25 protein-coding genes and 1 pseudogene are annotated in these 22,282 nt (G+C 65.0%); 7 read left to right on the forward strand and 19 right to left on the reverse strand.

Annotated elements, in window-relative coordinates; translation table 11 throughout:
• Window positions 1-49: 49 nt before the first annotated feature.
• Window positions 50-808, reverse strand: a complete 759-nt coding sequence (locus tag AC6UUM_RS05535; RefSeq protein WP_500804336.1) for a hypothetical protein — start codon at window positions 806-808, stop codon at window positions 50-52.
• 41 nt (window positions 809-849) lie between these two features.
• A complete protein-coding gene (gene hemB, locus AC6UUM_RS05540; protein ID WP_500804337.1) occupies window positions 850-1,839 on the reverse strand; it encodes a porphobilinogen synthase in 990 nt (329 codons plus the stop codon).
• A gap of 123 nt (window positions 1,840-1,962) precedes the next feature.
• Between hemB and AC6UUM_RS05545 the strand changes: the two genes are divergently transcribed.
• The 3 genes from AC6UUM_RS05545 (at window position 1,963) to AC6UUM_RS05555 (ending at window position 4,952) form a co-directional block, all read left to right on the forward strand.
• Window positions 1,963-3,300: an NCS2 family permease gene (locus AC6UUM_RS05545; RefSeq protein ID WP_500804338.1), complete on the forward strand. Its 1,338-nt coding sequence runs from the start codon at window positions 1,963-1,965 to the stop codon at window positions 3,298-3,300.
• Window positions 3,297-4,220, forward strand: coding sequence for a 5'-methylthioadenosine/S-adenosylhomocysteine nucleosidase (locus tag AC6UUM_RS05550; RefSeq protein ID WP_500804339.1), 924 nt, complete (start codon window positions 3,297-3,299; stop codon window positions 4,218-4,220). The genes AC6UUM_RS05545 and AC6UUM_RS05550 overlap by 4 nt, the downstream gene beginning before the upstream one ends.
• Window positions 4,221-4,826: 606 nt before the next feature.
• Window positions 4,827-4,952 (forward strand): hypothetical protein, encoded by a 126-nt coding sequence (locus AC6UUM_RS05555; RefSeq protein ID WP_500804340.1) that lies wholly within the window; start codon window positions 4,827-4,829, stop codon window positions 4,950-4,952.
• Here AC6UUM_RS05555 and AC6UUM_RS05560 read toward each other — a convergent pair.
• The 3 genes from AC6UUM_RS05560 to AC6UUM_RS05570 all read right to left on the reverse strand — a co-directional run bounded on the left by AC6UUM_RS05560 (window position 4,936) and on the right by AC6UUM_RS05570 (window position 6,575).
• On the reverse strand, window positions 4,936-5,757 hold the full coding sequence (locus AC6UUM_RS05560) for a PEPxxWA-CTERM sorting domain-containing protein (protein WP_500804341.1): 822 nt from the start codon (window positions 5,755-5,757) through the stop codon (window positions 4,936-4,938). The genes AC6UUM_RS05555 and AC6UUM_RS05560 overlap by 17 nt on opposite strands.
• 163 nt (window positions 5,758-5,920) lie before the next feature.
• The gene (locus tag AC6UUM_RS05565) at window positions 5,921-6,283 is read right to left on the reverse strand and encodes an excalibur calcium-binding domain-containing protein (RefSeq protein WP_500804342.1); all 363 of its coding nucleotides are present in this window, start codon (window positions 6,281-6,283) and stop codon (window positions 5,921-5,923) included.
• On the reverse strand, window positions 6,273-6,575 hold the full coding sequence (locus tag AC6UUM_RS05570) for a hypothetical protein (protein ID WP_500804343.1): 303 nt from the start codon (window positions 6,573-6,575) through the stop codon (window positions 6,273-6,275). The genes AC6UUM_RS05565 and AC6UUM_RS05570 overlap by 11 nt, the downstream gene beginning before the upstream one ends.
• 77 nt (window positions 6,576-6,652) lie before the next feature.
• Between AC6UUM_RS05570 and AC6UUM_RS05575 the strand changes: the two genes are divergently transcribed.
• On the forward strand, window positions 6,653-7,246 hold the full coding sequence (locus tag AC6UUM_RS05575; protein ID WP_500804344.1) for a sterol desaturase family protein: 594 nt from the start codon (window positions 6,653-6,655) through the stop codon (window positions 7,244-7,246).
• Window positions 7,247-7,252: 6 nt separating this feature from the next.
• Here AC6UUM_RS05575 and AC6UUM_RS05580 read toward each other — a convergent pair whose 3' ends face one another.
• From AC6UUM_RS05580 to crtY, 4 genes and pseudogenes are all read right to left on the reverse strand, one after another.
• Window positions 7,253-7,633, reverse strand: a complete 381-nt coding sequence (locus AC6UUM_RS05580) for an ASCH domain-containing protein (RefSeq protein ID WP_500804345.1) — start codon at window positions 7,631-7,633, stop codon at window positions 7,253-7,255.
• Entirely contained in the window at window positions 7,630-8,562 is a 933-nt protein-coding gene (locus AC6UUM_RS05585) for a phytoene/squalene synthase family protein (protein WP_500804346.1), read from the reverse strand. The genes AC6UUM_RS05580 and AC6UUM_RS05585 overlap by 4 nt, the downstream gene beginning before the upstream one ends.
• Window positions 8,563-8,781: 219 nt before the next feature.
• Window positions 8,782-10,274: pseudogene (locus AC6UUM_RS05590) on the reverse strand (phytoene desaturase).
• Entirely contained in the window at window positions 10,271-11,437 is a 1,167-nt protein-coding gene (gene crtY / locus AC6UUM_RS05595) for a lycopene beta-cyclase CrtY (protein ID WP_500804347.1), read from the reverse strand. Before crtY ends, AC6UUM_RS05590 begins: the two are co-directional and overlap by 4 nt.
• A gap of 210 nt (window positions 11,438-11,647) precedes the next feature.
• Here crtY and AC6UUM_RS05600 point away from each other — a divergent pair, with 210 nt between their 5' ends.
• Both AC6UUM_RS05600 and AC6UUM_RS05605 read left to right on the forward strand, forming a co-directional pair.
• A complete protein-coding gene (locus tag AC6UUM_RS05600) occupies window positions 11,648-13,039 on the forward strand; it encodes a cytochrome P450 (RefSeq protein WP_500804348.1) in 1,392 nt (463 codons plus the stop codon).
• Window positions 13,039-14,064 (forward strand): alpha/beta fold hydrolase, encoded by a 1,026-nt coding sequence (locus tag AC6UUM_RS05605; RefSeq protein ID WP_500804349.1) that lies wholly within the window; start codon window positions 13,039-13,041, stop codon window positions 14,062-14,064. The genes AC6UUM_RS05600 and AC6UUM_RS05605 overlap by 1 nt, the downstream gene beginning before the upstream one ends.
• 200 nt (window positions 14,065-14,264) lie before the next feature.
• Here AC6UUM_RS05605 and AC6UUM_RS05610 read toward each other — a convergent pair whose 3' ends face one another.
• Window positions 14,265-15,029 (reverse strand): hypothetical protein, encoded by a 765-nt coding sequence (locus AC6UUM_RS05610; RefSeq protein ID WP_500804350.1) that lies wholly within the window; start codon window positions 15,027-15,029, stop codon window positions 14,265-14,267.
• Between the two features lie 270 nt (window positions 15,030-15,299).
• Here AC6UUM_RS05610 and AC6UUM_RS05615 point away from each other — a divergent pair, with 270 nt between their 5' ends.
• A complete protein-coding gene (locus tag AC6UUM_RS05615; protein WP_500804351.1) occupies window positions 15,300-16,313 on the forward strand; it encodes a sigma-54 interaction domain-containing protein in 1,014 nt (337 codons plus the stop codon).
• A gap of 6 nt (window positions 16,314-16,319) precedes the next feature.
• Here the strand turns inward: AC6UUM_RS05615 and fliD are convergent, their stop codons facing one another.
• The 9 genes from fliD to AC6UUM_RS05660 are packed head-to-tail and all read right to left on the reverse strand — an operon-like array spanning window position 16,320 to window position 22,271.
• Window positions 16,320-17,738, reverse strand: a complete 1,419-nt coding sequence (fliD, locus tag AC6UUM_RS05620; protein WP_500804352.1) for a flagellar filament capping protein FliD — start codon at window positions 17,736-17,738, stop codon at window positions 16,320-16,322.
• Window positions 17,739-17,743: 5 nt separating this feature from the next.
• Window positions 17,744-18,859 (reverse strand): EscU/YscU/HrcU family type III secretion system export apparatus switch protein, encoded by a 1,116-nt coding sequence (locus AC6UUM_RS05625; protein ID WP_500804353.1) that lies wholly within the window; start codon window positions 18,857-18,859, stop codon window positions 17,744-17,746.
• Window positions 18,859-19,575, reverse strand: coding sequence for a flagellar biosynthetic protein FliR (locus tag AC6UUM_RS05630; RefSeq protein WP_500804354.1), 717 nt, complete (start codon window positions 19,573-19,575; stop codon window positions 18,859-18,861). Before AC6UUM_RS05630 ends, AC6UUM_RS05625 begins: the two co-directional genes overlap by 1 nt.
• The gene (locus AC6UUM_RS05635; RefSeq protein ID WP_500804355.1) at window positions 19,572-19,859 is read right to left on the reverse strand and encodes a flagellar biosynthetic protein FliQ; all 288 of its coding nucleotides are present in this window, start codon (window positions 19,857-19,859) and stop codon (window positions 19,572-19,574) included. Before AC6UUM_RS05635 ends, AC6UUM_RS05630 begins: the two co-directional genes overlap by 4 nt.
• 13 nt (window positions 19,860-19,872) lie before the next feature.
• Window positions 19,873-20,526, reverse strand: coding sequence for a flagellar type III secretion system pore protein FliP (gene fliP / locus AC6UUM_RS05640; protein ID WP_500804356.1), 654 nt, complete (start codon window positions 20,524-20,526; stop codon window positions 19,873-19,875).
• Window positions 20,523-20,738, reverse strand: a complete 216-nt coding sequence (locus AC6UUM_RS05645; protein ID WP_500804357.1) for a flagellar biosynthetic protein FliO — start codon at window positions 20,736-20,738, stop codon at window positions 20,523-20,525. The genes fliP and AC6UUM_RS05645 overlap by 4 nt, the downstream gene beginning before the upstream one ends.
• Entirely contained in the window at window positions 20,735-21,034 is a 300-nt protein-coding gene (locus AC6UUM_RS05650) for a FliM/FliN family flagellar motor switch protein (protein WP_500804358.1), read from the reverse strand. The genes AC6UUM_RS05645 and AC6UUM_RS05650 overlap by 4 nt, the downstream gene beginning before the upstream one ends.
• The gene (locus AC6UUM_RS05655; RefSeq protein ID WP_500804359.1) at window positions 21,031-21,762 is read right to left on the reverse strand and encodes a hypothetical protein; all 732 of its coding nucleotides are present in this window, start codon (window positions 21,760-21,762) and stop codon (window positions 21,031-21,033) included. The genes AC6UUM_RS05650 and AC6UUM_RS05655 overlap by 4 nt, the downstream gene beginning before the upstream one ends.
• A complete protein-coding gene (locus tag AC6UUM_RS05660; protein ID WP_500804360.1) occupies window positions 21,759-22,271 on the reverse strand; it encodes a flagellar basal body-associated FliL family protein in 513 nt (170 codons plus the stop codon). The genes AC6UUM_RS05655 and AC6UUM_RS05660 overlap by 4 nt, the downstream gene beginning before the upstream one ends.
• Window positions 22,272-22,282: the final 11 nt, after the last annotated feature.

Here is a 22,282-nt window from a genome sequence, read left to right on the forward strand (position 1 = left end):
GTTACGGTACGGGGCGGGGGAGTGCAAGCCGCCCGTTTATGGAAGTGGTTCAAGTTGGTGTTGATCTTATCGATTTTATTCCACCAAAATCATCAATCTCAACGAATATCGGTTGGGTCATATTCTGTAGTCCAACTCTTTTAAATGAATTGAAGAAAAAATTCTCAGATCTTTGATCGTACACAACCCAAGTATCGTTTATATAGAACGCCTGTCTACTCGTTTCGACTAAAAAATAAAAAACTCTATCGTTTACCCAAGTAACGTTTTTTACTGAAATATTGGCCATCAGTTGGCTCAAATATAATTTTGTCTGGAATCGAGGCTGAATGCCAAATATATTGACTAAGTTATCTGAGCCGACAACTAATTTATTGCCATTGTCAATTTTCGAAAATATTACATTATTTGAACTATAATCTTCAAGCAGTTCTTTTTCGTCGCCGGTGAACCTATATACACCTGAAGGATGGAAAAATGACCCATTAAACCAGTCAAGCTTAGGGCTAGGCGAAACTGAAGTCTCCTGGGCATGAGGAGAAAAATTAGTTACGTTGCCTGCTTCGGGTCGATCTTTATTTATTTCGTTGCACGATACCCCTGATGGGAAGAATTGACATATAACCGCTTCTTTCAAGCCAAATCCTCGGTTTACAATATAATAAACATCTACAATGCAAAGTATTGATGGGATTAGTACCCACAAAAACTTCCCTGCGATAGATTTTCCAATAATTCCGAGAGTAACAAAAACAAATATGAAGGACGTTATGACAACAACAGCGCTGTCAAGCAAAATGGAATACACGTCGCCCCCTCGGAAACAATCTCCCTGAGGTTACACTGGCACTAAAGTAAGCGGGCTGCAAGAGGCGCATGGTAGGTCAGCACGCCAGAACAACCCGCGCGGCGGAAGCTCATCAACGCTTCCAGTACGCCGCGGTTGCGGTCCAGCACGCCGGCGGCAATCGCCGCCTCGATCATCGCATATTCGCCGCTCACCTGGTAGGCGAACACCGGCACGTCGAAGGCGTCGCGGATGGCGCGGATGATGTCCAGATAGGGCATGCCCGGCTTCACCATCACCGAATCGGCGCCCTCGGCGATGTCCAGCGCCACTTCGCGGATCGCTTCGCGCGCATTGGCCGGGTCCATCTGATAGGTTTTCTTGTCGCCCTTCAGCACGCCGCCGCTGCCCACCGCATCGCGGTAGGGGCCATAAAAGGCCGAGGCATATTTCGCCGAATAGGCCATGATCTGGGTGCTGTGGAACCCGTCCGCCTCCAGCCCGGCGCGGATTGCCGCCACGCGGCCATCCATCATGTCCGACGGCGCAATGATATCGCAGCCGGCGCGCGCCTGGTTCAGCGACTGGCCGACCAGCATCTCCACCGTCGCGTCATTCAAGATCTCGCCGGCTTCGCTCAGCAGGCCATCATGGCCGTGGCTGGTATAGAGATCGAGCGCCACATCGGTGAGCACGCCGATGTCCGGCGCGGCATCCTTGATGGCGCGGATGGCGCGGCAGATCAGATTGTCCGGGTTCAGCGCCTCGGCGGCATCCTCGCTGCGCTTGTCCGGGCTGGTGTGCGGGAACAGCGCGACCGCCGGAATGCCCAGCGAAGCCGCCTCCTTCGCCGCCTTGGCCAGCCGATCGACGCTCAGCCGCGACACGCCGGGCATGGTGCCAACGGGCACCTCCTGGTCGTGCCCCTCGGTCGGGAACAGTGGCCAGATCAGATTGGCCGGCGACAGGCTGGTTTCGCGATGCAGATCGCGGCTCCAGGCGGTCATGCGGGTGCGGCGCAGCCGCGCGGCGGGGTAGGCAGCGTGAGTCATGCTCGGCATTTACGCCGCAGCACCGGCGCTGTCACCATCGCTGCGTGATACGCCATCCTGCACCTTTGCCGCCGCGGCATATTCGTGCAGTGAAGCTGCGATCGAGGAATGGGGAGCAGCATCATGGCACAGACCGGGCCCGGCCTGATCGCCCGCCATTTCAAACTGGCCGAGCGCGGCACCAGCACGCAAACCGAAATCCTGGCCGGCGTCACCACCTTCCTCACCATGGCCTATATCGTGCTGGTCAACCCGGCCATCCTGGGCCAGGCCGGCATGCCGATCGCGGCGGTGGCGGCGGCCACCTGCTTTGCGGCGGCCTTTGCCTCCATCCTGATGGGCGTGGTGGCCAATGTGCCGATCGCGCTGGCGCCGGGCATGGGCATCAACGCCTATTTCGCCTTCACCGTGGTCGGCCAGATGGGCGTGCCGTGGCCGGTGGCGCTGGGTTGCGTGTTCGTGTCGGGCGTCGCCTTCTTGTTGCTAACGCTCACGGGCGCGCGGCAGTTGATCATCGCGGTGATGCCGCCGCACCTGCTGGCGGCGGTGGCGGGCGGCATCGGCCTGTTCATCGGCTTTCTGGGGCTGAAGGATGCCGGGCTCGTGGTGGCAAACCCGGCGACGTTCGTGGCCCTTGGCAAGCTCAGCGATCCCGGCCCGCTGCTGGCGCTGTTCGGCCTGGTGGTGATCGCAGCGCTCAGCGTGTGGAACGTGCGCGCCGCGATCTTGATCGGCATCGTCCTCACCAGCATCGCTGCCGCCTTTGCCGGGATGGTAACCCTGCCGACGCAAGCTTACAGCCTCGCCGCGCTCACGGAAACGGCGTTCAAGCTTGATCTCGCCGGGGTATTCGGCCTGTCGGGCAAACAGGGCCTCGGCCTTCTCGAAATATTGTTCGTGTTCCTGTTCGTCGATCTGTTCGACAATATCGGCACGTTGGTCGCCGTCACCAAACGCGCCAAGCTGATGGATGCTGCCGGTCATATTCCCGGCCTCAACCGCATCCTCACCGTCGATGCCATTGCCGCAATGGTCGGTGCGGTGGCCGGCACCAGCACGGTCACCTCCTATGTCGAAAGCGCAGCCGGCGTGCAGGCCGGCGGGCGCACCGGGCTGACTTCGGTGGTCACCGGGCTGCTGTTCCTGGTCGCGATGTTTGCCGCCCCCTATGCCCAGATGGTGCCGCTGGCGGCGGCCGCACCGGCGTTGATCGTGGTGGGCGGCCTGATGCTGCTGCCGCTGGCCGAAGTGGACTGGAACGATCCCCAAATCGCCATCCCGGCCTTCCTTACCGTCACCATGATCCCGCTCACCTTCTCCATCGCCAATGGGCTGGCCTTCGGCCTCACCGCCCATGCCGTGCTGAAACTGGTCAAGGGGCAGGCGACGCGCAAGGATTGGTTCCTGTTCACCCTGGGCGCCTTGTTCGTGGCGCGCTTTGCCTGGATGTCTGCTGCATGATCCGCCTGCTGTTCCTGATTGGCCTGCTGCTCGCCGGGCCGGCGTGCGCGCAAAAGCTGGATGAAACGCCGCGCACCGTGGTGATGACGGCGTTTCAGCCGGAATGGGATGCGCTGGTCGGCACCATCGCGCAGCCGCAGGAACACCGGATCAACGGCCGCCTGTTTCTCACCGGCACGTTGGCCGGCAAACCGGTGATCCTGATGCAAAGCGGCGTCAGCATCGTCAATGCGGCCATGAACACGCAAGTCGTGATCGATCGCTTCACCGTCAAACGCATCGTGTTTTCCGGCATCGCCGGCGGAATCGATCCCGGCCTTGCCATCGGCGATGTCGTGGTGGCGGAAAACTGGGGCCAGTATCTGGAATCGGCCTTTGCCCGCCGCACCAAGTCCGGTTGGGCGCCGCCATCGGCTGGTGATGCCGACAGCCCGGCCAACTGGTATTTCATCTTCCCGCGCGGCACGGTGATGGGCAATGCCGCCACCCCGCCCAAACGCATCTATCGCGTGCCCGTCGATCCCGATCTGCTGGCGCTGGCCCGCAAGATATTGCCCGGCATCACGCTGGAACGCTGCGTGCCGGCCGCCAGCACCATGCGCGAAGGCTCGCAGCTCTGCCTGCCGCGCGGCCCCCGCATCGAAATCGGCGGCACCGGCGTGACGGCCGGCGTGTTTGCCGACAACGCCGAATTCCGCCGCTATCTGCACAAGGCCTGGGGCGCGCGCCTGCTCGACATGGAAAGCGCCGCGGTTATGCAGGTCGCCTACAGCAACATGGTGCCGGCCATCGTGTTCCGCAGCCTGTCCGACCTTGCCGGCGGCGACGCCCACAAAAACATGATCCAGACGTTTGCGCGCGTCGCCTCGGTCAATTCGGCGCACGTGGTGGCGGCCTATGTCGCCGCCCTGCCGGATTGAGGCCATCCCCGCCTTGCCGGTGCGGGCATGAAGCCCCCCGAATCACCCAAGCCATTTCTCCCCGCCCAGTTTTGACGCAATTGACCAATCCGGCGGGATTCGGCGTTGAAATCCTTGATTTTCACCATTTTTCGCTCCGCCTGCGCCCTGCCCATGCCTGCTCGCCGGGGATCGCCATGATGACAGCAAGTGGCAGTGTAGGACATGCGGAGCGGCAGCCTTTGAGCGGCGAATATTCCTCCGGTCCTTTCTCTTTACCCAATGGCCAATCGCCACGCCGGTCCCAATGTCAAACATGCTGCCTGACCCACCAACAGCCTTCTGTTTGTAATCGCCTCCGGAGTCGATGATCCAACCCGCAAATAATCACCAGGCTTGATCTCATTTGGGCCGTGAACACATGAATTCCAGGCTCCGGGCCGCCCTTCGGGTTGCCCGCAGAAGCAAAACGGCATCGATGCTTGACCTTGGCGGGGGGCAGAGCCCCGCCTGCGGCCCCGCGCCTGGCCATTTCGCTTCTGTGGTCGTTGGCGCCCCCATGGGTGTGGACGCGCATCATCTTGCCGACCTCTTGGCCGAGCGCGCGATAGCGATGGCGCCACCGATTTGCGCCTCGCCCGCTATTTCAGTGTATCCGAAGGCCTATGCCTTGGCCTGCAACCTCAATTCGAACTGGACAGCGGCCGCCGCGCCTCTGGCGCTGCGCTCGATGCCATCACGCCGCGCGGCTGACGGCGACCCGGCGGCGGCGCGCGGCAGCGCCCACCAGGCCGAAGCCGGCGATCAGCATGGCCCAGCTTGCCGGTTCTGGCACGGTCGGCGGCGCGGCGACGGTGGCGAACACCAGCAGATCCTGCGTGCCGGGCTCGCCCACCGCACCGTTGCGCAGCGCGAACAGGCCATCGGCCAGCGGACTGGTGCCATTGAGGCGGCCGAGCATGGCATTGGCCGCAGTTATGGCAGTTGATGCGGCGGCGCTGGTGGAGCTGACGAAGTTGGGGTTGGCATAGAAACTGCCCCTGTTGGCGTTACTGAGGCTGACCGCGAGCGAACTGGTTTTTTCCATGACAATTTCCCAGACTGCCAGCTGGAGCGCGACGCCCTGCGCGCTCGTCATGGCCGCAAAGCCGCCATTGGGCGCCTCCCGGGCAAACAGCTCGCGGATACGATTGGCCCTGGTGTCGCCGATGCCGCCCAGGCTGCTGGCCGCTTCGCTCAGCGGCACCACCGTATAGGTCGTAGCGCTCTGCTGCAGCGTGACCATCGGTTCGATGCAGAAGGCGACAAACTGGCCCGCCAGGCTGCCGCCCAGAAATGTGTAGGGCGTGGTGCTCCCGCTGCTGGTGACGGTCATGCGCCCGCCAACCGCGGTCCGCTGGGTGTTGGGCGGCGACGGGTTCACGGCGATCAAGCGGATCTGCGTATTGCTTTCAAAGCCGGTGACCGTGGCGGTGACGCTGGTCGTGGCCGCCGCGGGCGCGGCAAAGGCCAAGGCCGCCGCAACCGGCATTGCTGCCGCCATCTTGATCCCGCGCATGATTCCCCAATCTCTTCGCTGGCCGGCGTCTGCCCATCAAACGACCGCCTATGCTTTCGCTATTACTTATTTTTGGTAAACGACCAAGCAAAATCAGCAGCGCATACGCGATTTGCGCAGGGCCGCCCGTGGCAGCCACGCTGGGTCGTTCACAAATCGAGTCTCAGCGCCCGCGATAGGGCTCACAGGCGACGCCGTCGCCGTCGGCATCCAGATGCGGGGCATAGCCGGGGTCATCGCGATACAGCGGGGCAACGCCGGCGGCGCGGGCGTCGCTGCAAGAGCGGTAGGTGGGCGCGTCACTGGCCGGTGCTGGTTGCGGAACATCAGCAAACGGCAACGGCGCCGAATCGGCCGGGCCGTTGTTCAGATCGGCAAAGGCCGGCGCATCCGACAGATTGGCTGGTATCGGCGCGGTGGCCGGCACATCCGATTCTGGCCACAGCGCACCCAGCAACGCCCCGGCGCCGATGCCGCCGGCCAACAGCAGCGCGCGACCCCGTCCGGGGCTGCGATCAGATCGCACAACCGATGCCGGCGCGGATCACTTCCAGCACCAGGCCGGGGTCTTTCTCGTCGGTCAATTTGTTCGCGATCTCGCGGATGCTCATGCGTTGCAATCGCTCGGCGCGGATGCCGCTCAATTCTTGCAGGCGGCGCAATTGGCCGATGCTCAGGCGCTGGCCGAGCCGGTCGCCCATGCACTGTGCCTGGCGCGGTGGCACGCCCAGTTCGGTCAACTGGGTGGTGATGCGCTGCGCCGGGGTCGAGCAGGCGGTGAGCAGCAGCGGAACAGTGAGGAGGGCGAGGTGGCGCATGGAAAAACCCATTCTCCGATCAGGGTGCGGCAACACCCCTAATGCATAAAGCTTTCAGGCTGGCTATAGGCTGAACCATGCTCGCGTATCTCGCTTCGCTCTCCACCCGTTACCCCGTGCTTGCCGATGTGAATTGGTGGCAGGGCATCCTCATCGCGCTGATCGTCGTGGCGATCATGGAGGTGGTGGCCATCGTCTCCCACAAATATGTCATGCACGGTTTCCTGTGGGTGCTGCACAAATCCCATCATGAACCGCGCGTCGGCAAGTTCGAGCGCAACGACTGGTTCGGTGTCGCCGGCGCCATCCCGTCGATGATCCTGCTGATGATCGGCACGCATTATGGCCTGCACATGATCACCGCGATCGGGGCGGGCATCACCATGTATGGCGCCATCTATTTCTTCCTGCACGATATCCTCGTCCATCGCCGGGTGAAGCACCGCTGGAACCCGCAATGGGGTTACATGAAGCGCGTGGTGCAGGCGCACCGGCTGCACCATGTGGTGGAAACCAAGCATGGCACGGTCAGCTTCGGCTTCATCTGGGCGCCGCCGATCCGCCAGCTCAAGGCGCAACTGGAAGCCGATGGCCGCGGGCGGATTCGCGCCTCGGCCAAGATGAAGGCGGAAATGGGCATGATCGACAATGCGGAGCATTGGGCGCGGTAACGCGCCTCAATATCGCTCCACCACCCGGAACGTCTCGCACCACAAATCCATATCCTCGGCAAACACGCCCGCTCGCGTGAAATAGCGCCGGTGGGCTTCGCGCCAGTGCTCGATCGACAGATCGCCCTCGCCTTCGGCAGCGGCAAAATCTGCGCCCATGTCGCAAAACCGCACCGCTTCGCAGGACATGGTTTCCACCCGCGCGGCGGGCTGACCAGCGCCGTTCAGGACAATGGACTGCTCACCCACTGTGGTCGGCCCCATCTGCGCCGTTGCCCAACAGGTTGCCGTCTTGCGGCCCAGAAGCACCAGCGCCAGCAGTTCATCGGCCAGTTCGGGGCTGTCGCCAAAGGACCAGCGCGGCAGGTCGTCCGGCAGCTTGGTCACTCCGGCATGGTCCACAGCCCCTCGCGCTCCGGCCCCGGCATCGGCCAGCGGCGGCCGCGTACCAGCATTTCGCCGAAGGCCGCCGCCACGGCGCGGGCCTTTTCGCCCCTGGTGGTGGACACGCGATTTTCCAGCCCGGCGATTTCCAGCATGCGCACCTTGCGGCCGATGCCGCCATAGATGCGCGCGGCGGCCAGCACCGCCCAGGCGGCCCGATTGCCCAGCGCCGACGTGCCGAAGCGCGCCGATTCCTCATACTCCTCGGCCTTGAACACCAGCCGGGCGACCAGCCGCGACAATTGCCGGCGGTTGCGTTCATAGGCGAAACTGTCCGGCTCCAGCCGCACGCTGGCCAGCCAATCATCGGGGATGTAGCGGCGACCGTTCATCGCGTCTTCCACCACATCGCGGGCAATGTTGTTGAGCTGGAACGCCATGCCGAGATCGCAGGCGCGCACCAGCACGGCGCGCTCATCGGGCTTCACGCCCATCACGATCGCCATCATCACGCCGACACAGCCCGCGACATGATAGCAATAGGTGAGCGTGTCATCGAAGCTGAGGAACGGACGCGCCTCCATGTCGATGCGGAAACCCTGGATCAGATCGCGCGGGTAGCGCGCCGGCATTTGCGTTTCCTGCACCACCCGCGCCAGCGCTTCATAGGGCGTGCCCGGCGCCGGATTGCCGGCGAGCGCGCGTTCGGTTTGCCAATGCACTTCGGCAAGCCGTTCGGCCGGCGGGCGGCGATCATCGTTGCGGCCTTCGCCGAGCACCTGGCCGTCGATCACATCATCGGTGTGGCGGCACCAGGCATAGAGCAGCATGGCCCGGTCGCGCGTTGGCGCATCGAACAGGCGGCTGGCCAGTGCAAAGCTTTTCGATCCGCGGGCGATGGCATCGCGGGCATTGGCAAGAACGTCGGACACGGGATGCTTCCTGCCCGGATGGGGGGCGACGCGCAAGCGGGGCAAACTCCCCTCCCCTTTAGGGGAGGGGCAGGGGGTGGGGTTGTGCCGCAAAGCACTCGACTTTCCCACCCCCAACCCCTCCCGCAAGCGGGAGGGGAGCCGTGTGTCCAGGTGGGACAAACGGCCCATCAGCGCCAAACTGCTCCCCTCCCGCTTGCGGGAGGGGCTGGGGGTGGGTCAGGCCGCCTTCCGGGCGATCAGGTCCTCGACCATCAATTTGCCGGTCGCCTTGGCGCTGCCGACCACGCCGGGGATGCCGGCGCCGGGGTGGGTGCCGGCCCCGACGAAATAGAGATTGGCCAGCACGTCATCGCGGTTGTGGGTGCGGAAATAGGCCGATTGCCACAACACCGGCTCCAGGCTGAAGGCGCTGCCGTGGTGGGCGCCCAGCACGGTTTCGAAATCCTTCGGCGTCCAGGTGCGCATCGTCACCAGATCGCGGCGCAGATTGGGGATGCAGCGGCGCTCCAGCGCATCGAGGATGGAGTTGGCATAGCGCGGGGCTTCCTTCTCCCAATCGATGTTGAGCTTGCCCAGGTGCGGCACCGGCGACAGCACATAGAAGGCGCTGTGCCCGGCCGGCGCCATTTCGGGATCGGTCGCGGTCGGGTGGTGCAGATAGAGCGAGAAATCGTCGGGCAGCGCGCCGCCCTTGTAGATTTCATCGAGCAGGCCCTTGTAGCGGTGGCCGAACAGGATGGTGTGATGCTTCACATCCGGGCGTTCGCCCTTCAGGCCAAAATAGGTGACGAACAGCGACGGCGAGAAGCTGCGGCGCATCATTTTCGTCGCCATCTCCTGCCCGCGCGGATGGGCGCTGAGCAGATCCTTGTAGGTGGTGACGACATCGCCGTTCGACGCCACCGCATCAAAGCGACCGGACCAGCCATCGGCGCAGCGCACGCCGGTCACCCGGCCGCTGTCGGCCATGATGGCTTCCACCTTGCTGCCCATGCGCACGGTGCCGCCGATATCTTCGAACAATTTCACCATGCCGCGGATCAGCGCATGGGTGCCGCCACGCGGGAACCACACGCCCCATTTCTTTTCGAGCGCGTGGATCAGCGCATAGACGCTGCTCGTCTTGAAGGGTTGCCGCCGACCAGCAATGTGTGGAAGCTGAAGGCCTGGCGCAGGCGATCATCCTCGATATGGCGCGACACCATCGAATAGACCGAGCGGAAGGCTTCATAGCGCATCAGCTGCGGCGCGGCCTTCAGCATCGATTTGAAATCGAGAAAGGCTTCGTGGCCGAGCTTCTGATAGCCTTCGCGGAACACATTGTCCGAAAACTCCAGGAACTTCTTGTAGCCTTCGACATCCTTGGGATTCAGCTTGTGGATCTCGGCAAACAGCGCCTCTTCGTCGTTCGAATAATCGAACACGGTGCCGTCTTCCCACAGCAGGCGATAGAAGGGCGCCACCGAGATCAGCTCGACATAATCCGACAATTTGCGGCCCGACAGCGCGAACAATTCTTCGAGGCAGGTGGGATCGGTGATCACCGTCGGCCCGGCATCGAATTTGAAGCCATCGTCTTCAAACACATAGGCACGGCCGCCCGGTTTGTCGCGCGCTTCGATGAGGGTGGTCTGGATGCCGGCGGATTGCAGGCGGATGGCCAAGGCCAGGCCACCGAAACCAGAACCGATCACTGCTGCTGTCGTCATTTGTACCCCAATTCATACCGTAGCAAAGTGCCCAGCGCCCGCAGCGGCGGGATGGGCGGACGTCCCGAAAACACCTTCGGCCAATCCCTCAGCCGATTGTCGGCGGCATAAAGCCGTCCGACCAGATCATCCGGATGTTCATAGAAACGTTCCAGGATCGTGCGCCGTTCCTCATCCTGCGCGGCGAGGAACAACATGCGATTGAGGATGCGATACATGCCCCGGCTGTTCCACACACGTGTCGCGTGGTCACGGGCTGCGCGGTGGATGGTCGCGGATGAAAAATCGGGCAGCGCGGCGATCATGTCGGCCATGCGCACGGCATCGGGGAAACTGTAACCCGTCACCGGGTGAAACAGCCCGGCGGCAAGGCCGACGCGGGCCACACCGGGCGTGCCTTCATCCAGGAACTTGGTGATGTCGCCGCCGATGGCCAGCGGCAGGATGCCGGCTTCCTCGCGCAGCACCCGCACGATCTCCCAGCCCTGTTGCACGGCATAATCGGCGATGTGCCCCCGCAGCATCTCGGGCGCCAGATCGCGACCGTCGGAAAAATATGTGTCCTCGATCAACACATGGCGCGGGCCATAGGGCAGCGTATAGACAAAGCGATAGCCATCCTGCTGCGGCACGGTGGCATCCATGATGATCGGGCCCTTCAGGCCATGATCGGCGGCCAGCTCCACCTCTTGCCCCAGGAACTTCTGCCATCTGAGATCGAGCGCGTCGGTCTTTTTCTGGCCGCGGCCATCGATGACGCCCGCTGCGGTCAGCACGCGTTGATTTGCCAGCGTGACGCTGGTCGGGCTGATCGCCACCACCGGCATGTCGGTCAGGATGCAGTCCGGCGGCAGCGCCGCGGCGACCGCAGCCGCCAGCCGATCCGAATTGGTGGTGCCATAACCCACCGCCAGGGTGCGGGCATGCTGCGGAAAACGCACCGAATAACAATCCCAGCGGTGCGCAAACAGCGGATGCGTCCAGCGGCGCTGTTCCTCGTTGATGTCCAGGCCGAACGACGACCAGGTGTGATCGCCGCCGATGGACGGCCCCGATTCGACGATGGCCACGCGCACATCGGGGCGCAGCTGCGCCAGGCGCAACGCGATCAGGCCGTTGGCCAGGCCACCGCCGGCCAGCACAAGATCAAACTCGGGCTTCACAACATGTGCTGTTAGACTCGTGGGGACGTGGGGGGAAGGGGCATGAATGTCGCTTGAAGTTCTTGTGGCGCCCACCCCCAGCCCCTCCCGCTTGCGGGAGGGGCTGGGGGTGGGGCGGCCCAGGAGCGCCAAACCCCGCGACACCCGCAGCATTGCCCCCACCGGCAATAATGCGTATCCAAACTCCGCAGCCAGCGCGAGTGAAGCCCCATGAATGCCCCCGTTCCAAACAGCGAGTTCATCCCCGCCGACCTGCCCGAACCGGGCTATGACGCGCTGAAACACATCCCCGGCATGGAACGCCTGCGCTTCCCGTCCACGCTGTTTCGCACGCTGAAATTCCTCGCCAACCCGCTGGGCGCCAGCCGCGATCTGGTCGAATCGCATGGCAGTGTGTTTCGCCGCCAGGATATCGGCCGCTGGGGCGTCAGCCTGATCGGTGCCGACGCCAACGAACTGGTGCTGTTCAACCGCGACAAACTCTTCTCCAACGATCTGGGCTGGACACCGATCTTGGAATTGCTGTTCCCGCGCGGCCTCATGCTGATGGATTTCGAAGAGCATCGCATCCACCGCAAGACCTTGACCGTCGCCTTCAAGACCGAACCGATGCGCCATTATTTCGCGCAACTGGATGATGGCATCACCCGCGGGCTGGAAAAATGGCAGAAGGGCGCCAGCTTCAAATTCTACCCGGCGATCAAGGCGCTCACGCTCGATCTGGCCGCCACCAGCTTTCTGGGCGTGCCATGGGGGCCGGAAGCGCAGCGCATCAACAAGGCGTTTTGCGACATGGTGGCCGCATCGGTGGCGGTGATCCGCAAGCCGTTGCCGTTCACTGCCATGAAGCGCGGCGTCGATGGCCGCGCCTTCATGTGCGACTATTTCGGCCGGGAAATCCCCAAGCGGCGCGGGAAACAGGGCGATGATATCTTCAGCCAGGTGTGCAATGCCACCAACGAGGATGGCGAGCTGCTGGGCAATCAGGACATCATCGATCACATGAATTTCCTGATGATGGCGGCGCACGACACCACCACCTCGTCGATCAGTTCCATGCTGTGGTGCCTGGCCAAGCATTCGGAATGGCAGGACAAGTTGCGTGAGGAAATCGCCGGCATCCGCGCCCGCCACGGCCGCCTGACCTATGACAATATCGGCGAGATGGAACTGACCGAACAGGTGTTCAAAGAAGCGTTGCGGCTGATCCCGCCGGTGCCGTCGATGCCGCGCCGGGCGCTGCGCAGCTTCACCTTCCAGAATCACGTCATCCCGGCCGGCACCCACATCGGCGTCAACCAGATGATCAGCCACCGCATGCCGGAACATTGGCCAGACCCGGAAACCTTCGATCCGACGCGATTCAGTGCCGAAAACAGCCGTGGCCGCCACAAATATGCCTGGGTGCCGTTCGGCGGTGGCGCCCACATGTGCCTGGGCCAGCATTTCGCCTATATGCAGGTGAAGATGTTCTTCTTCGCGCTGCTGGAAAAGCACCGCGTGGTGGCCGACAAGCCGCTGGGCAGCGTGGAGAGCGATTTCACCATGTTCCCCATCCCCAAGCCCAAGGATGGCTTGCCCGTCCGCATCGAGGCGATCTGATGGCCCTGACGGCAACCGTACGCCGCAAGCGCCGCTGGGGGCGCACGCTGGGCATCATCGTGCTGGCGCTGGCCGGCCTGATCGCCCTGTTGTGGGCGGTGTTTGCCACGCCCGACATTCCGGTCGCCACGCTGCGGGCGAAATATGCCAATGCGGCCAGCCAGTTCGTCGAGCTGGCGCCGGGCACCACCATCCACATGCGTGACGAAGGCCCGCGCACCGGCTTTCCGGTGGTGCTGGTGCATGGCTCCAACGCCTCGTTGCACACCTGGGAGCCGTGGGTGCAGCGGCTGACGGCGCGCGGTTATCGCGTCATCACCATGGATTTGCCGGCGCACGGCCTGACCGGCGCCACCAGCGAGGGCCTTTACACCAACGCCGCCTATGTCGGCGTCGTGGAAAAGCTGGTGGACAGGCTCGGTCTGTCCCGCTTCGCGCTGGGCGGCAATTCGATGGGGGGCGGTGTGTCGTGGCGCTACGCCGTCAAGCATCCTGACCGGGTCGCCGCGCTGATCCTGGTCGATGCCAGCGGCAAGCCGCAGCCCAAAACCGCCCGCCCGCCGATCGGCTTCAACCTCGCCCGCATCCCGGTGATTCGGGAGATCATGGCCACCGTCACCCCGCGTGCGCTGATCGAGGCCAGCTTCAAACAGTCGATCGGCAATCAGGCCATCGCCACCCCGGCGATGATCGACCGCTATTGGGAATTGTTGCTCTATCCGGGCAACCGCCGCGCCACCGTGCAGCGCTTTGGCCAATATCAGGGCGAGAATAATGCCGCCGACGTGCTGCCGAAGCTGAAAGGGCCCACCCTGATCATCTGGGGCCGCGAAGACCATTTCATCCCGCTGTCGGTGGGCGAATGGTTCAACCAGACCATCCCCGGCTCGCGCATCAGCGTGCTGGATGGCATCGGCCATATTCCGATGGAAGAAGCCCCCGATCGCAGCCTGGCGCCGGTGCTGGACTTGCTGGCCAAGGTCGCGCCGCCGCCCGTTCCCGCAGCGGAAATGCCGGCCGCGTAGGGCCGATTGCATCGAGGGTGCAGTCCTTTTGCGCCCTCCCTTCAAGGGAGGGCGACTCGGCGCCAGCCGAGCGGGGTGGGTGATCCTGCCTGTGGCAACAAACAACACCCACCCCGTGGCCTCGCCTGCGGCTCGTCTCTCGCCCTCCCTTGAAGGGAGGGAGCCTTGTGGACTCAATTCGAACCTATTCGAGTTTGGCGTCAGCGCAGCGCAAATAGCGTCGCAAAGCGCCTGATCCACGCCTGCATCGCCAGGTGCGCGGTATCAGAGAGGACAACGAAGCTGCGCCGCGCATCGCCGGCATCGATGCGCCGTTCGAGCAGCCCGGCTTCGGTGAGGGTGCGGATCCAGCGCAGCGCCGTGGTGGTGGGCACGGCGGCAGCCACGCACAGGCTGGAGACGGCCACATCGACGCCTTCCATGCGCGCCGCGGTCAGATCGAGCAGCATGTCCCACGCCGGATCGGCGAAGAGCTCGGCGGGAAAATGCCGATCGCGATCGCGGCGCAGGCGGATCAGTCGCCGCACCAGTTGCGGGCTGACCGGCACGGCGGGATCGGCATCCGTGGCCTGCGCCAAACGTTCCAGCGCTTCGGCGATGCGGCGGGCGTCAGCCGACAGCGCCACCATATGCTGCGCGGTGAGCGAACTGTCGGCCACACCGGGCTGCCGACGCTGGCGATGAGCGGCCACCAGCCGATCGAGCGCATCGGCGCCGTCGCCGGGCAGCAGCCAGCCGGCCGCCTGATCGAGCAGGCGCGGCACGCCCTTGTCGCGGACATCGATCAGCAGCGGCAACGCCAGCCGATCCAGTTCGTCGTCCGTCCGGTCGCTGTCGGCCGCCAGCAGCGCCAGATCGGCGACCACCGCCAGTGGATCGCCGGCCATCAGCCGCCAGCCGGGCCCGGACAGCGGCAACCCCGCCGGCGGCGCCGGTTCCAGCATCAAGATGCGGATATCATCCATTCCCAATCCGTTCCGGCGCGGTCTGCCAAAATGGCGTGTGCGCCGGCAATCATACTGGTCGCATCCGTTCTGGAAGAAAAGCCGATAACGATTACAAGAGGATTGGGTTGTTGCCGCCAGTTTGTGTCCAAACCGGTCAATATCTTGTCTTTGCGTTAAGGATTACCAATGAAAGGTCAATCCAGATCAACTTTGGCCAGATCAACTTCGGCCAGATCAACCTCTGGCAGAACTGCTGCTGATCGGGTGTTGCAACCCGACGAAACACAAATGGCGCAATTGATCGGCGTCAGTCCTGCCATCACCGCCATTCGCGAGGAAATCACCAAGATCGCCGATGCCAGTGCATCCGTGCTGATCACCGGGCCATCGGGCAGCGGCAAGGAGGTGGTTGCACAGAAGCTTCATCAGAAAAGCCGGCGCGCCGCAAAGCCATTTGTGGCCATCAACTGTGCCGCCATCCCGGCTGACTTGATCGAATCCGAACTGTTCGGCCATGAACAGGGCGCGTTCACCGGCGCGGTGAAAGCCCGCGCCGGCCGGTTCGAAACGGCGCATGGCGGCACCCTGTTCCTGGATGAAGTGGGCGACATGCCGGCGGCCATGCAGGCCAAATTGCTGCGCACGCTGGAAACCCGCGTGATCGAGCGTGTGGGCGGCATGCTGCCGCTGAGCGTGGATGTGCGGGTGGTGGCCGCCACCAGCGTCGATCTGCAGGCCGCCATCGCCGATGGCCGGTTTCGCGCCGACCTCTTGTATCGGCTGGACGTGATCCACATCCACATGCCGCCGCTGTGCCAGCGCCCCGAAGATGTGCCGGCGCTGGTCGAACATTTCCTGATGCAGCAAAATCAGCAGCTGCGCTTCACGCCGGCAGCAATGGCGGCGCTCAGCGCCTGGCCATGGCCGGGCAATGTGCGCGAACTGCGCAACTTCATCGAACGCGCCAGCATCCATCATGGCGGCGGCATCATCGGCCGCGAGGATCTGGCCCGCCTGCTCAGCTCGTCGCGCCGCTTGCCCGAATCGCGCCCCGAAGCGCGCCTCGAACCGAAACCGGCGCCCGCCAGCGAAGCGCCGCCGCATGTCTGCGCCCCGGCTGGGCTCGGCCCGGATGGTATCGATCTGCGGCAGGTGCTGGCCGATCTGGAATGCGCCTATATCCGCGAAGCGCTGGCGATCAGCGGCGGCACCATCGCTCGCACCGCCCGCCTGCTCGGGCTGCAACGGACGACGCTGATCGAAAAGATGCGGCGCCTGCATATCGAGGCCCGGGCGGGCTGAGCCGCATCAATTCTGCGGCCGGAACCAGCTGTCCACCAGCTGATCCAGTTGCGCACCCACAGCGCGGGATTGCGCGACCGCCGTATCCATCGCGGCGAATTGGCGGGTCAGCACCGTGCGCAGCGTCGCCACCTTCGCATCCACCTTGGCCAGATCGCGGTTGGCGGCGTCGCGCTGGCGTACCAGGCTGTCACCGGCGGTGCCGGCAATCTGCGCGATGCTTTGCAGCCGGTTCGGCCGGTCTTCGCGCGCCGCGCCGGTCAGCTCGCGCAGCAGCGCTTCGGCATCGCCCAGCCGCGCCGGCGCCAGATTCGCCAGCCGCGCCGCATCCACCGTGATGCCGCCATCGCGCGCCACCGACACGCCCAGATCGGCCAGTCGGAGGCCATTGGCTTCCGGCACCACCGAAGTCACCAACCGGGTGATGCGCTGATCGAGCAGGAGCGCGGTGGGATCGGTGGCCAGCGCACCACCCGTTTCGCCATCGCGGGCCGGCCGGCGAAAATCGCCGATCAACAGCCGCATTGCCTGCAACGTGCCGACAAAATCCGCCAACGCACCCGACAAGGCCGCGCCATCGCGCGCTGCTGTGATGGCGACGCCGCTCACCGTGCGCCGCAGGCCCAGCCGCGCGCCTGGGATCAGGTCATCGATGCGATTCGTACTGCGGGTGACGGCAACGCCATCGACCACCAGCTCGGCATTTTGCGCGGTTTCGCCGTGGACCAGGGTTTCGGCGCCGGGCGTGTGGTTGAAGCGTTCCAGGCCCGGTGGACCACCGGTAGGCGCGGCGCTGATGATGAAGGCATTGTCGGCGCCTTCCGCCCCGCGCAGCACCAGCGTCGCACTGCCCCCGTTTGAACTGTTGCCGGCGATGATGCTGGCGGTGATGCCGGCATCGCTGGCGTTGATCGCCGCGGCCAGGCCCGACAGGCTGTTGTTGGCGGCCGTGATGCTGATGTTCACCGATGGTTTCGCCCCAGCGGCAAAGCTGAAACTTCCATTGCCATCAGGCGTGCGCCGCCCGGTGATGATGGTCAGCGTGCCCTGCCCCACCTGCGCACTCGCACTGCCCAGCGCGGCGCTGGTCAGCCGCTGGCTGCTGGCCAGCCGATTGACCGTCACGCCCGACGCCACTGCGCCGCCGGGGCCGTTGCCGATGCGCTCCACGCTGATGGCGCTGTCGCTGCTCGCCAGTTGCAGGCCAAGTTCGCCCGATCGCACCCGCGTATCAAGCGAGGTGGCGATGCCGGTAAGCGCCGACCGCAACTGCCCGAGCGCCGAGATGCGCGCATTCAACGTATCCAGCTTGCGGGTGATGGGTTCGGTGCGTGTCGTGCGTTCGATGCCGACCAGCCCATCGATCAGCGCGCGGCTGTCCAGCCCGGAGCCGGCGTTGAGCGCGGTGAGAGCATTGGTGGCCACTTCCGCTATAACGGCAACGGCGCGCCGGCCTTGCGCGGCTGGCCATGTTCATCGAAATCCAGCGCCGGCGGCACGAACACATCGGGGGCGGATTCCGTTTCGGGATCATCGAACCGCATCACGAAGGCCAGGATGGTCGCCACCGCCGGGAACAGCTCGGCGCGCACCATCTGGCCGCGCTTGGCCGACCAGAACAGCGCGCGTGCCAGCCGCGGCGTGCGGATGATCGGCACGCCCGCAGCACGCGCCGCCGCAATCAGCGCCTGCGCCATATCAAGGCGGCCCTTTTCCACCACCACGGGGGCCGCGTCGCTGCCGGCGCGATAGCGCAGCGCCACGGCAAAGTGCACGGGGTTGACCACCACCACCGCCGCCTCCGCCACACCCTTCTGCATGCGCGCCTGTGCCGCCGCCATCTGCGCGCGGCGCACCGCCGCCTTCAATTCCGGCGCGCCATCATTCTCACGGCTTTCGCGCTTCACCTCCTCGCGGGTCATCATCAATTGCTGTTCACGCCGCCACCAGGCAAAGCCGGCATCGACCACGGCCACCACCGCCATCAGCAGCGCCGCCGCCAGCGCCAGCCGCAGCAGCGCCGCGCCCACCGCCGGCAAACCGCCCTCATCGATTCCGACCAGCATCGGCAGTTGCGGCCCCAGCACCGTCCACGCCAGCGCCGCCATGCCGCCCAGTTTGAGCAGCGCCGTCGCTGCGCCCTGCAGACCCTGCCAGCCAAAGATCCGCTTGAAGCCCTGCATGGGCGACAGCCGCGAGAATTTGGGGGCCGCAAGACCGCCCGACACATGACGGGTGGTCGCCAGCGCGATGCCGAACCCGGTCACCGCCACCGCCGCAAACAAGACCAGCGGCCATAAGAGCGGCAGCCGATGCAGCAGCGCCCGGGCGTTAGTAGTGTCGGGGCCGATGGCCGCGCCGCCCAGGCTGTCGGCCAGAAAGCCGCGCAGATCGGCCCACAGCGCCGGGCCGGCAAGCGCCAGAAACAGGCAGGCGATGCCCATGCTGGCGGCGGCGCCCAGTTCCTTCGGCGCAAAGACATTGCCGTCCGCCAGTGCCTTTTCGCGGCGGCGCGGTGTCGGCTTTTCGGTCTTGTCGCCGGCCATCAGCTGAGGCCCAGACCGCTGGTAAGTGCCTGCGAGAGCCGGCCGAACAGATGCTCGAACAGGAATGGCAGCAACGCCACAAATGCCACCAGCAGCGCCGCCGGCCCCACCGCCATTGCCGAAAGCTGCGGCGCGGCGCGGCTGGCAATCGCCACCACCGCCTGCGCCAGCAGCATCACCGCCAGCAGCGGCAGCGCCACCTTCAGCCCCCACAGGAACATGAGACCGCCGTGCGCCGCCACCCCGCCCAGGCCGAGATCGGCCACCGGCTGGCCCACCCCGCTGGCCAGCGCCACCAGCAGTTCCAGATGCAGATCCCCCACCAGCAGCGCCACCCAGGTGAGCGTGGTGAACAGGCCGGACAGCGCGCCGGCATTGCCGCCCGCCGGCCCCAGATTGGCAAAGCCAAGGCCCACCATCTGCGCCAGCATCTCGCCGGCCAGCGTCGCCGCGCCGAACGCCAGCACCAGCCCCAGCCCGGCCACCAGCCCGGCCAGCAATTCGCCGGGAATCATCAGCCCCGACAGCAATGGCGCACCGGGCCGGAACCCGCCGAACAGCGCGCAGGCCGCCACCAGCGCCAGCCGCGCCCGCCACGGCAGCGTCGCGCCAGCCAGCGGCGGCAGCAGCGCGAAGGCAGCCAGCGGGCGCACGGCGGCCAGCGTGAACTGCACGAACCACGGCACCGCATCAAAGGCCGGCAGGGTGAAGTTCATGTTATCGCCCCGATCATGTCGATCAGGCCGCGCTCCAGAAAATCGCCCAGCGCCAGCATGGTGGCTTCGCCGGCGACGATGATCACCAGCACGAGCACCGCCAGCTTGGGCAGGAAGCTGATGCTGGCTTCCTGCACCGAAAAGATCGTCTGAATGAGGCCGATCAGCACCGCCATCACCAGCAAAGGCACCAGGAACAGCGCAGCGCTGCCGGCGAACAGCAACACGGCCTCGCGCGCCAGATCGGCGAGCATGACATCATCGGGCTGCGCGCCCCCATTCACTTGAAATTCGCGTTCATGTGCCGAAACTCTTGGCCAGTGCGCCCAGCACCAGGGTCCAGCCATCGACCATCACGAACAGCGCGATCTTCACCGGCAGCGACACGGTGGCCGGCGACACCATCATCATGCCCATCGCCAGCAGGATCGAGGCGACGATCAGATCGATGACCAAGAACGGCAGATAGATGACCAGCCCGATTTCCAGCGCCGTCTTCAATTCGCTGGCGACGAACGCCGGCATCACCACCACCAACGGCACATCGCCAGCCTGCGCATACGGCCCGCCGCCAGCGATTTCGGCAAAGCGCGTCAGGTCCTTCTTCCGGGTCTGGGTGAGCATGAAGCCCTTCAATTCTGCCCCGGCGCGGGCCAGCGCCTGTTCGGCCGGCAGCGTGCCCGCCACCATCGGCGCCCAGGCGTGCGTCTGGATCCGGTCCAACTGCGGCTTCATCACGAACAAGGTCAACAGCAGCGCGGTGCCGACCAGCAACTGGTTGGGCGGGCTTTGCCCCAGCCCCAGCGCCTGCCGCAAAATCGCCAGCACGATGGCGATGCGGGTGAAGGCCGTCATCATCAGCAACGCCGCCGGCAGCAGCGTCAGCGCCGACATCAGCAGCAAGATCTGCAAGCTCGCCGACAAGGGCGGCAGGTTCAGCACCTCGTTCACGGGCTCGGCGCGTCCGCCAGCGTGGCGAGGCCGGCCCGCGACTGGCCGATCAGCAAACGCCGGCCGCCAAACTCCACCACCAGCAGCCGCGCGCCCGGACCGATCGGCAGCGCCTGCACCAGCTGCACATGGCGGGCCGGCAACGACAGGCTGACGGCGCGGCGCTTCAAGCCATCCAGCCAGCCCGATGCGGCAACCGCAAAAGCCGTCACAGCCCGCTGCCCGGCAGCACCTCGGTCAGCCGCACACCGAATTTGTCGCCTACCGAAACAATCTCGCCGCGCGCCACCAGCCGATCGGAAATCAACACGTCCACCGGCTGATCCACCCGCCGATCCAGCACATGCACCTGGCCGGGCGCCATACCCAGCACATCGGCAAGTTTCAGGCGGATGCCGCCGACTTCGATGGCCAGCCGCACGCTGATGGCGCCAAACGCCCCCAAACGCGCGACATCGGCGGGGGCCTCCACGGGTTGGCCGTGCAGGCTGCCGGGTTCGATGCTCATGTGCGTTCTCCTTCGGGTTTCAGATCAAGGGCGGTGATGCTGGCCTGCTGGCGGCCGTCGGGCAGGGGGGCCAGAGTCGCCAGCGCCAGGCGGTGATCGCCCAGCAGCACCGGCATCTCCGGGCAAATGTTGAAGCCGATCACCAGGCCGGGTTGCAGCGGCAGCAGCCGGGCCAGCGGCACCTCCTCATCGGCCAGCCGCACCGCGAGGCGCATTGGCAGATCGAGCGCCGCCAGCCCGAGGGCACGCGGCGGCACCAGCGGCGCCGGTTCGGTCGGCGCCGGCAACTTGATGCTGCCCACCACTGGCTCGCCGCCGGCCAGCGTGACGATCACATCCACCACCAGCGCCGGGCGGCGGCTGCCGGCCGGCCACATGCGGTGGGCCACCGGCGCCAGCGCTTCGCCGATCTGGCGAGCGTGGCGGGCGGTGGTGAGGCCCGACAGCTGCGGCAGGGCGCGCGCCGGATCGCCGCCCAGCCTTGTGGTGGCCAGCAATCCGCCCAGCGCCAGCGCCACATCCGGCGCGCCCGGCGGGAGTCCGCGGCCGGGGTGCACGGCGACGTCCAGCGCGAGCAGGCTGGTCAGTTCCGCCTCCAGCGCCAGCAGGACCGGCAGGAACGGCGTATCATCGCCATCGTCGCGCGGCGCCTGTGCCGATCGCGGCCGCCAATCATCGACGAACTGGTCGGGCGGCGGCGCTTCGGTGCGGATCAGCAAATTGCTCATTGCACGACCAGCGAGGTGAAGAACACTTCTTCGACAATGCCGGGTTCGCCTTTGGTTTTCAGCGCGGCGTTGATCACGTCTTTCAGGCGGCCGCGCAGCGCATCCTTGGCACCGGCAGTTTCGATATCGGCATCGCGCACTTCGCCCAGCGCGGCGAGCACCGCCGACACGATGGCAGGCTTGTGCTTTTCGATCGCTGCCGTGGCCTCTTCGCCGCCGAAGGTGGAGATCGACAGCTTCAATTGCAGATAGCGCCCGGAATCAGCGAGATTGCTGGTGAAGGCGTTTTCAACCTCGACATATTCCAGCGGACCGGCCGGGGCCGGCGCGGCTTCGGCATGGCCCTTGGGGGCATGATCGCCGCCGCCACCGCCAGCAAATTGCAGCACGGCAATGGCAGCACCGGCCCCGCCGGCCCCAGCACCGGCAACAAAGGCCAGCATCGGGACCAATAGGCCCATCAGCTTGCGCTTGGGCTTGGCGGGCTTGTCAGGCTTGGCATCGGCCATGGGTCAGATCC

The sequence above is a fragment of the Sandarakinorhabdus sp. genome (assembly GCF_987265915.1).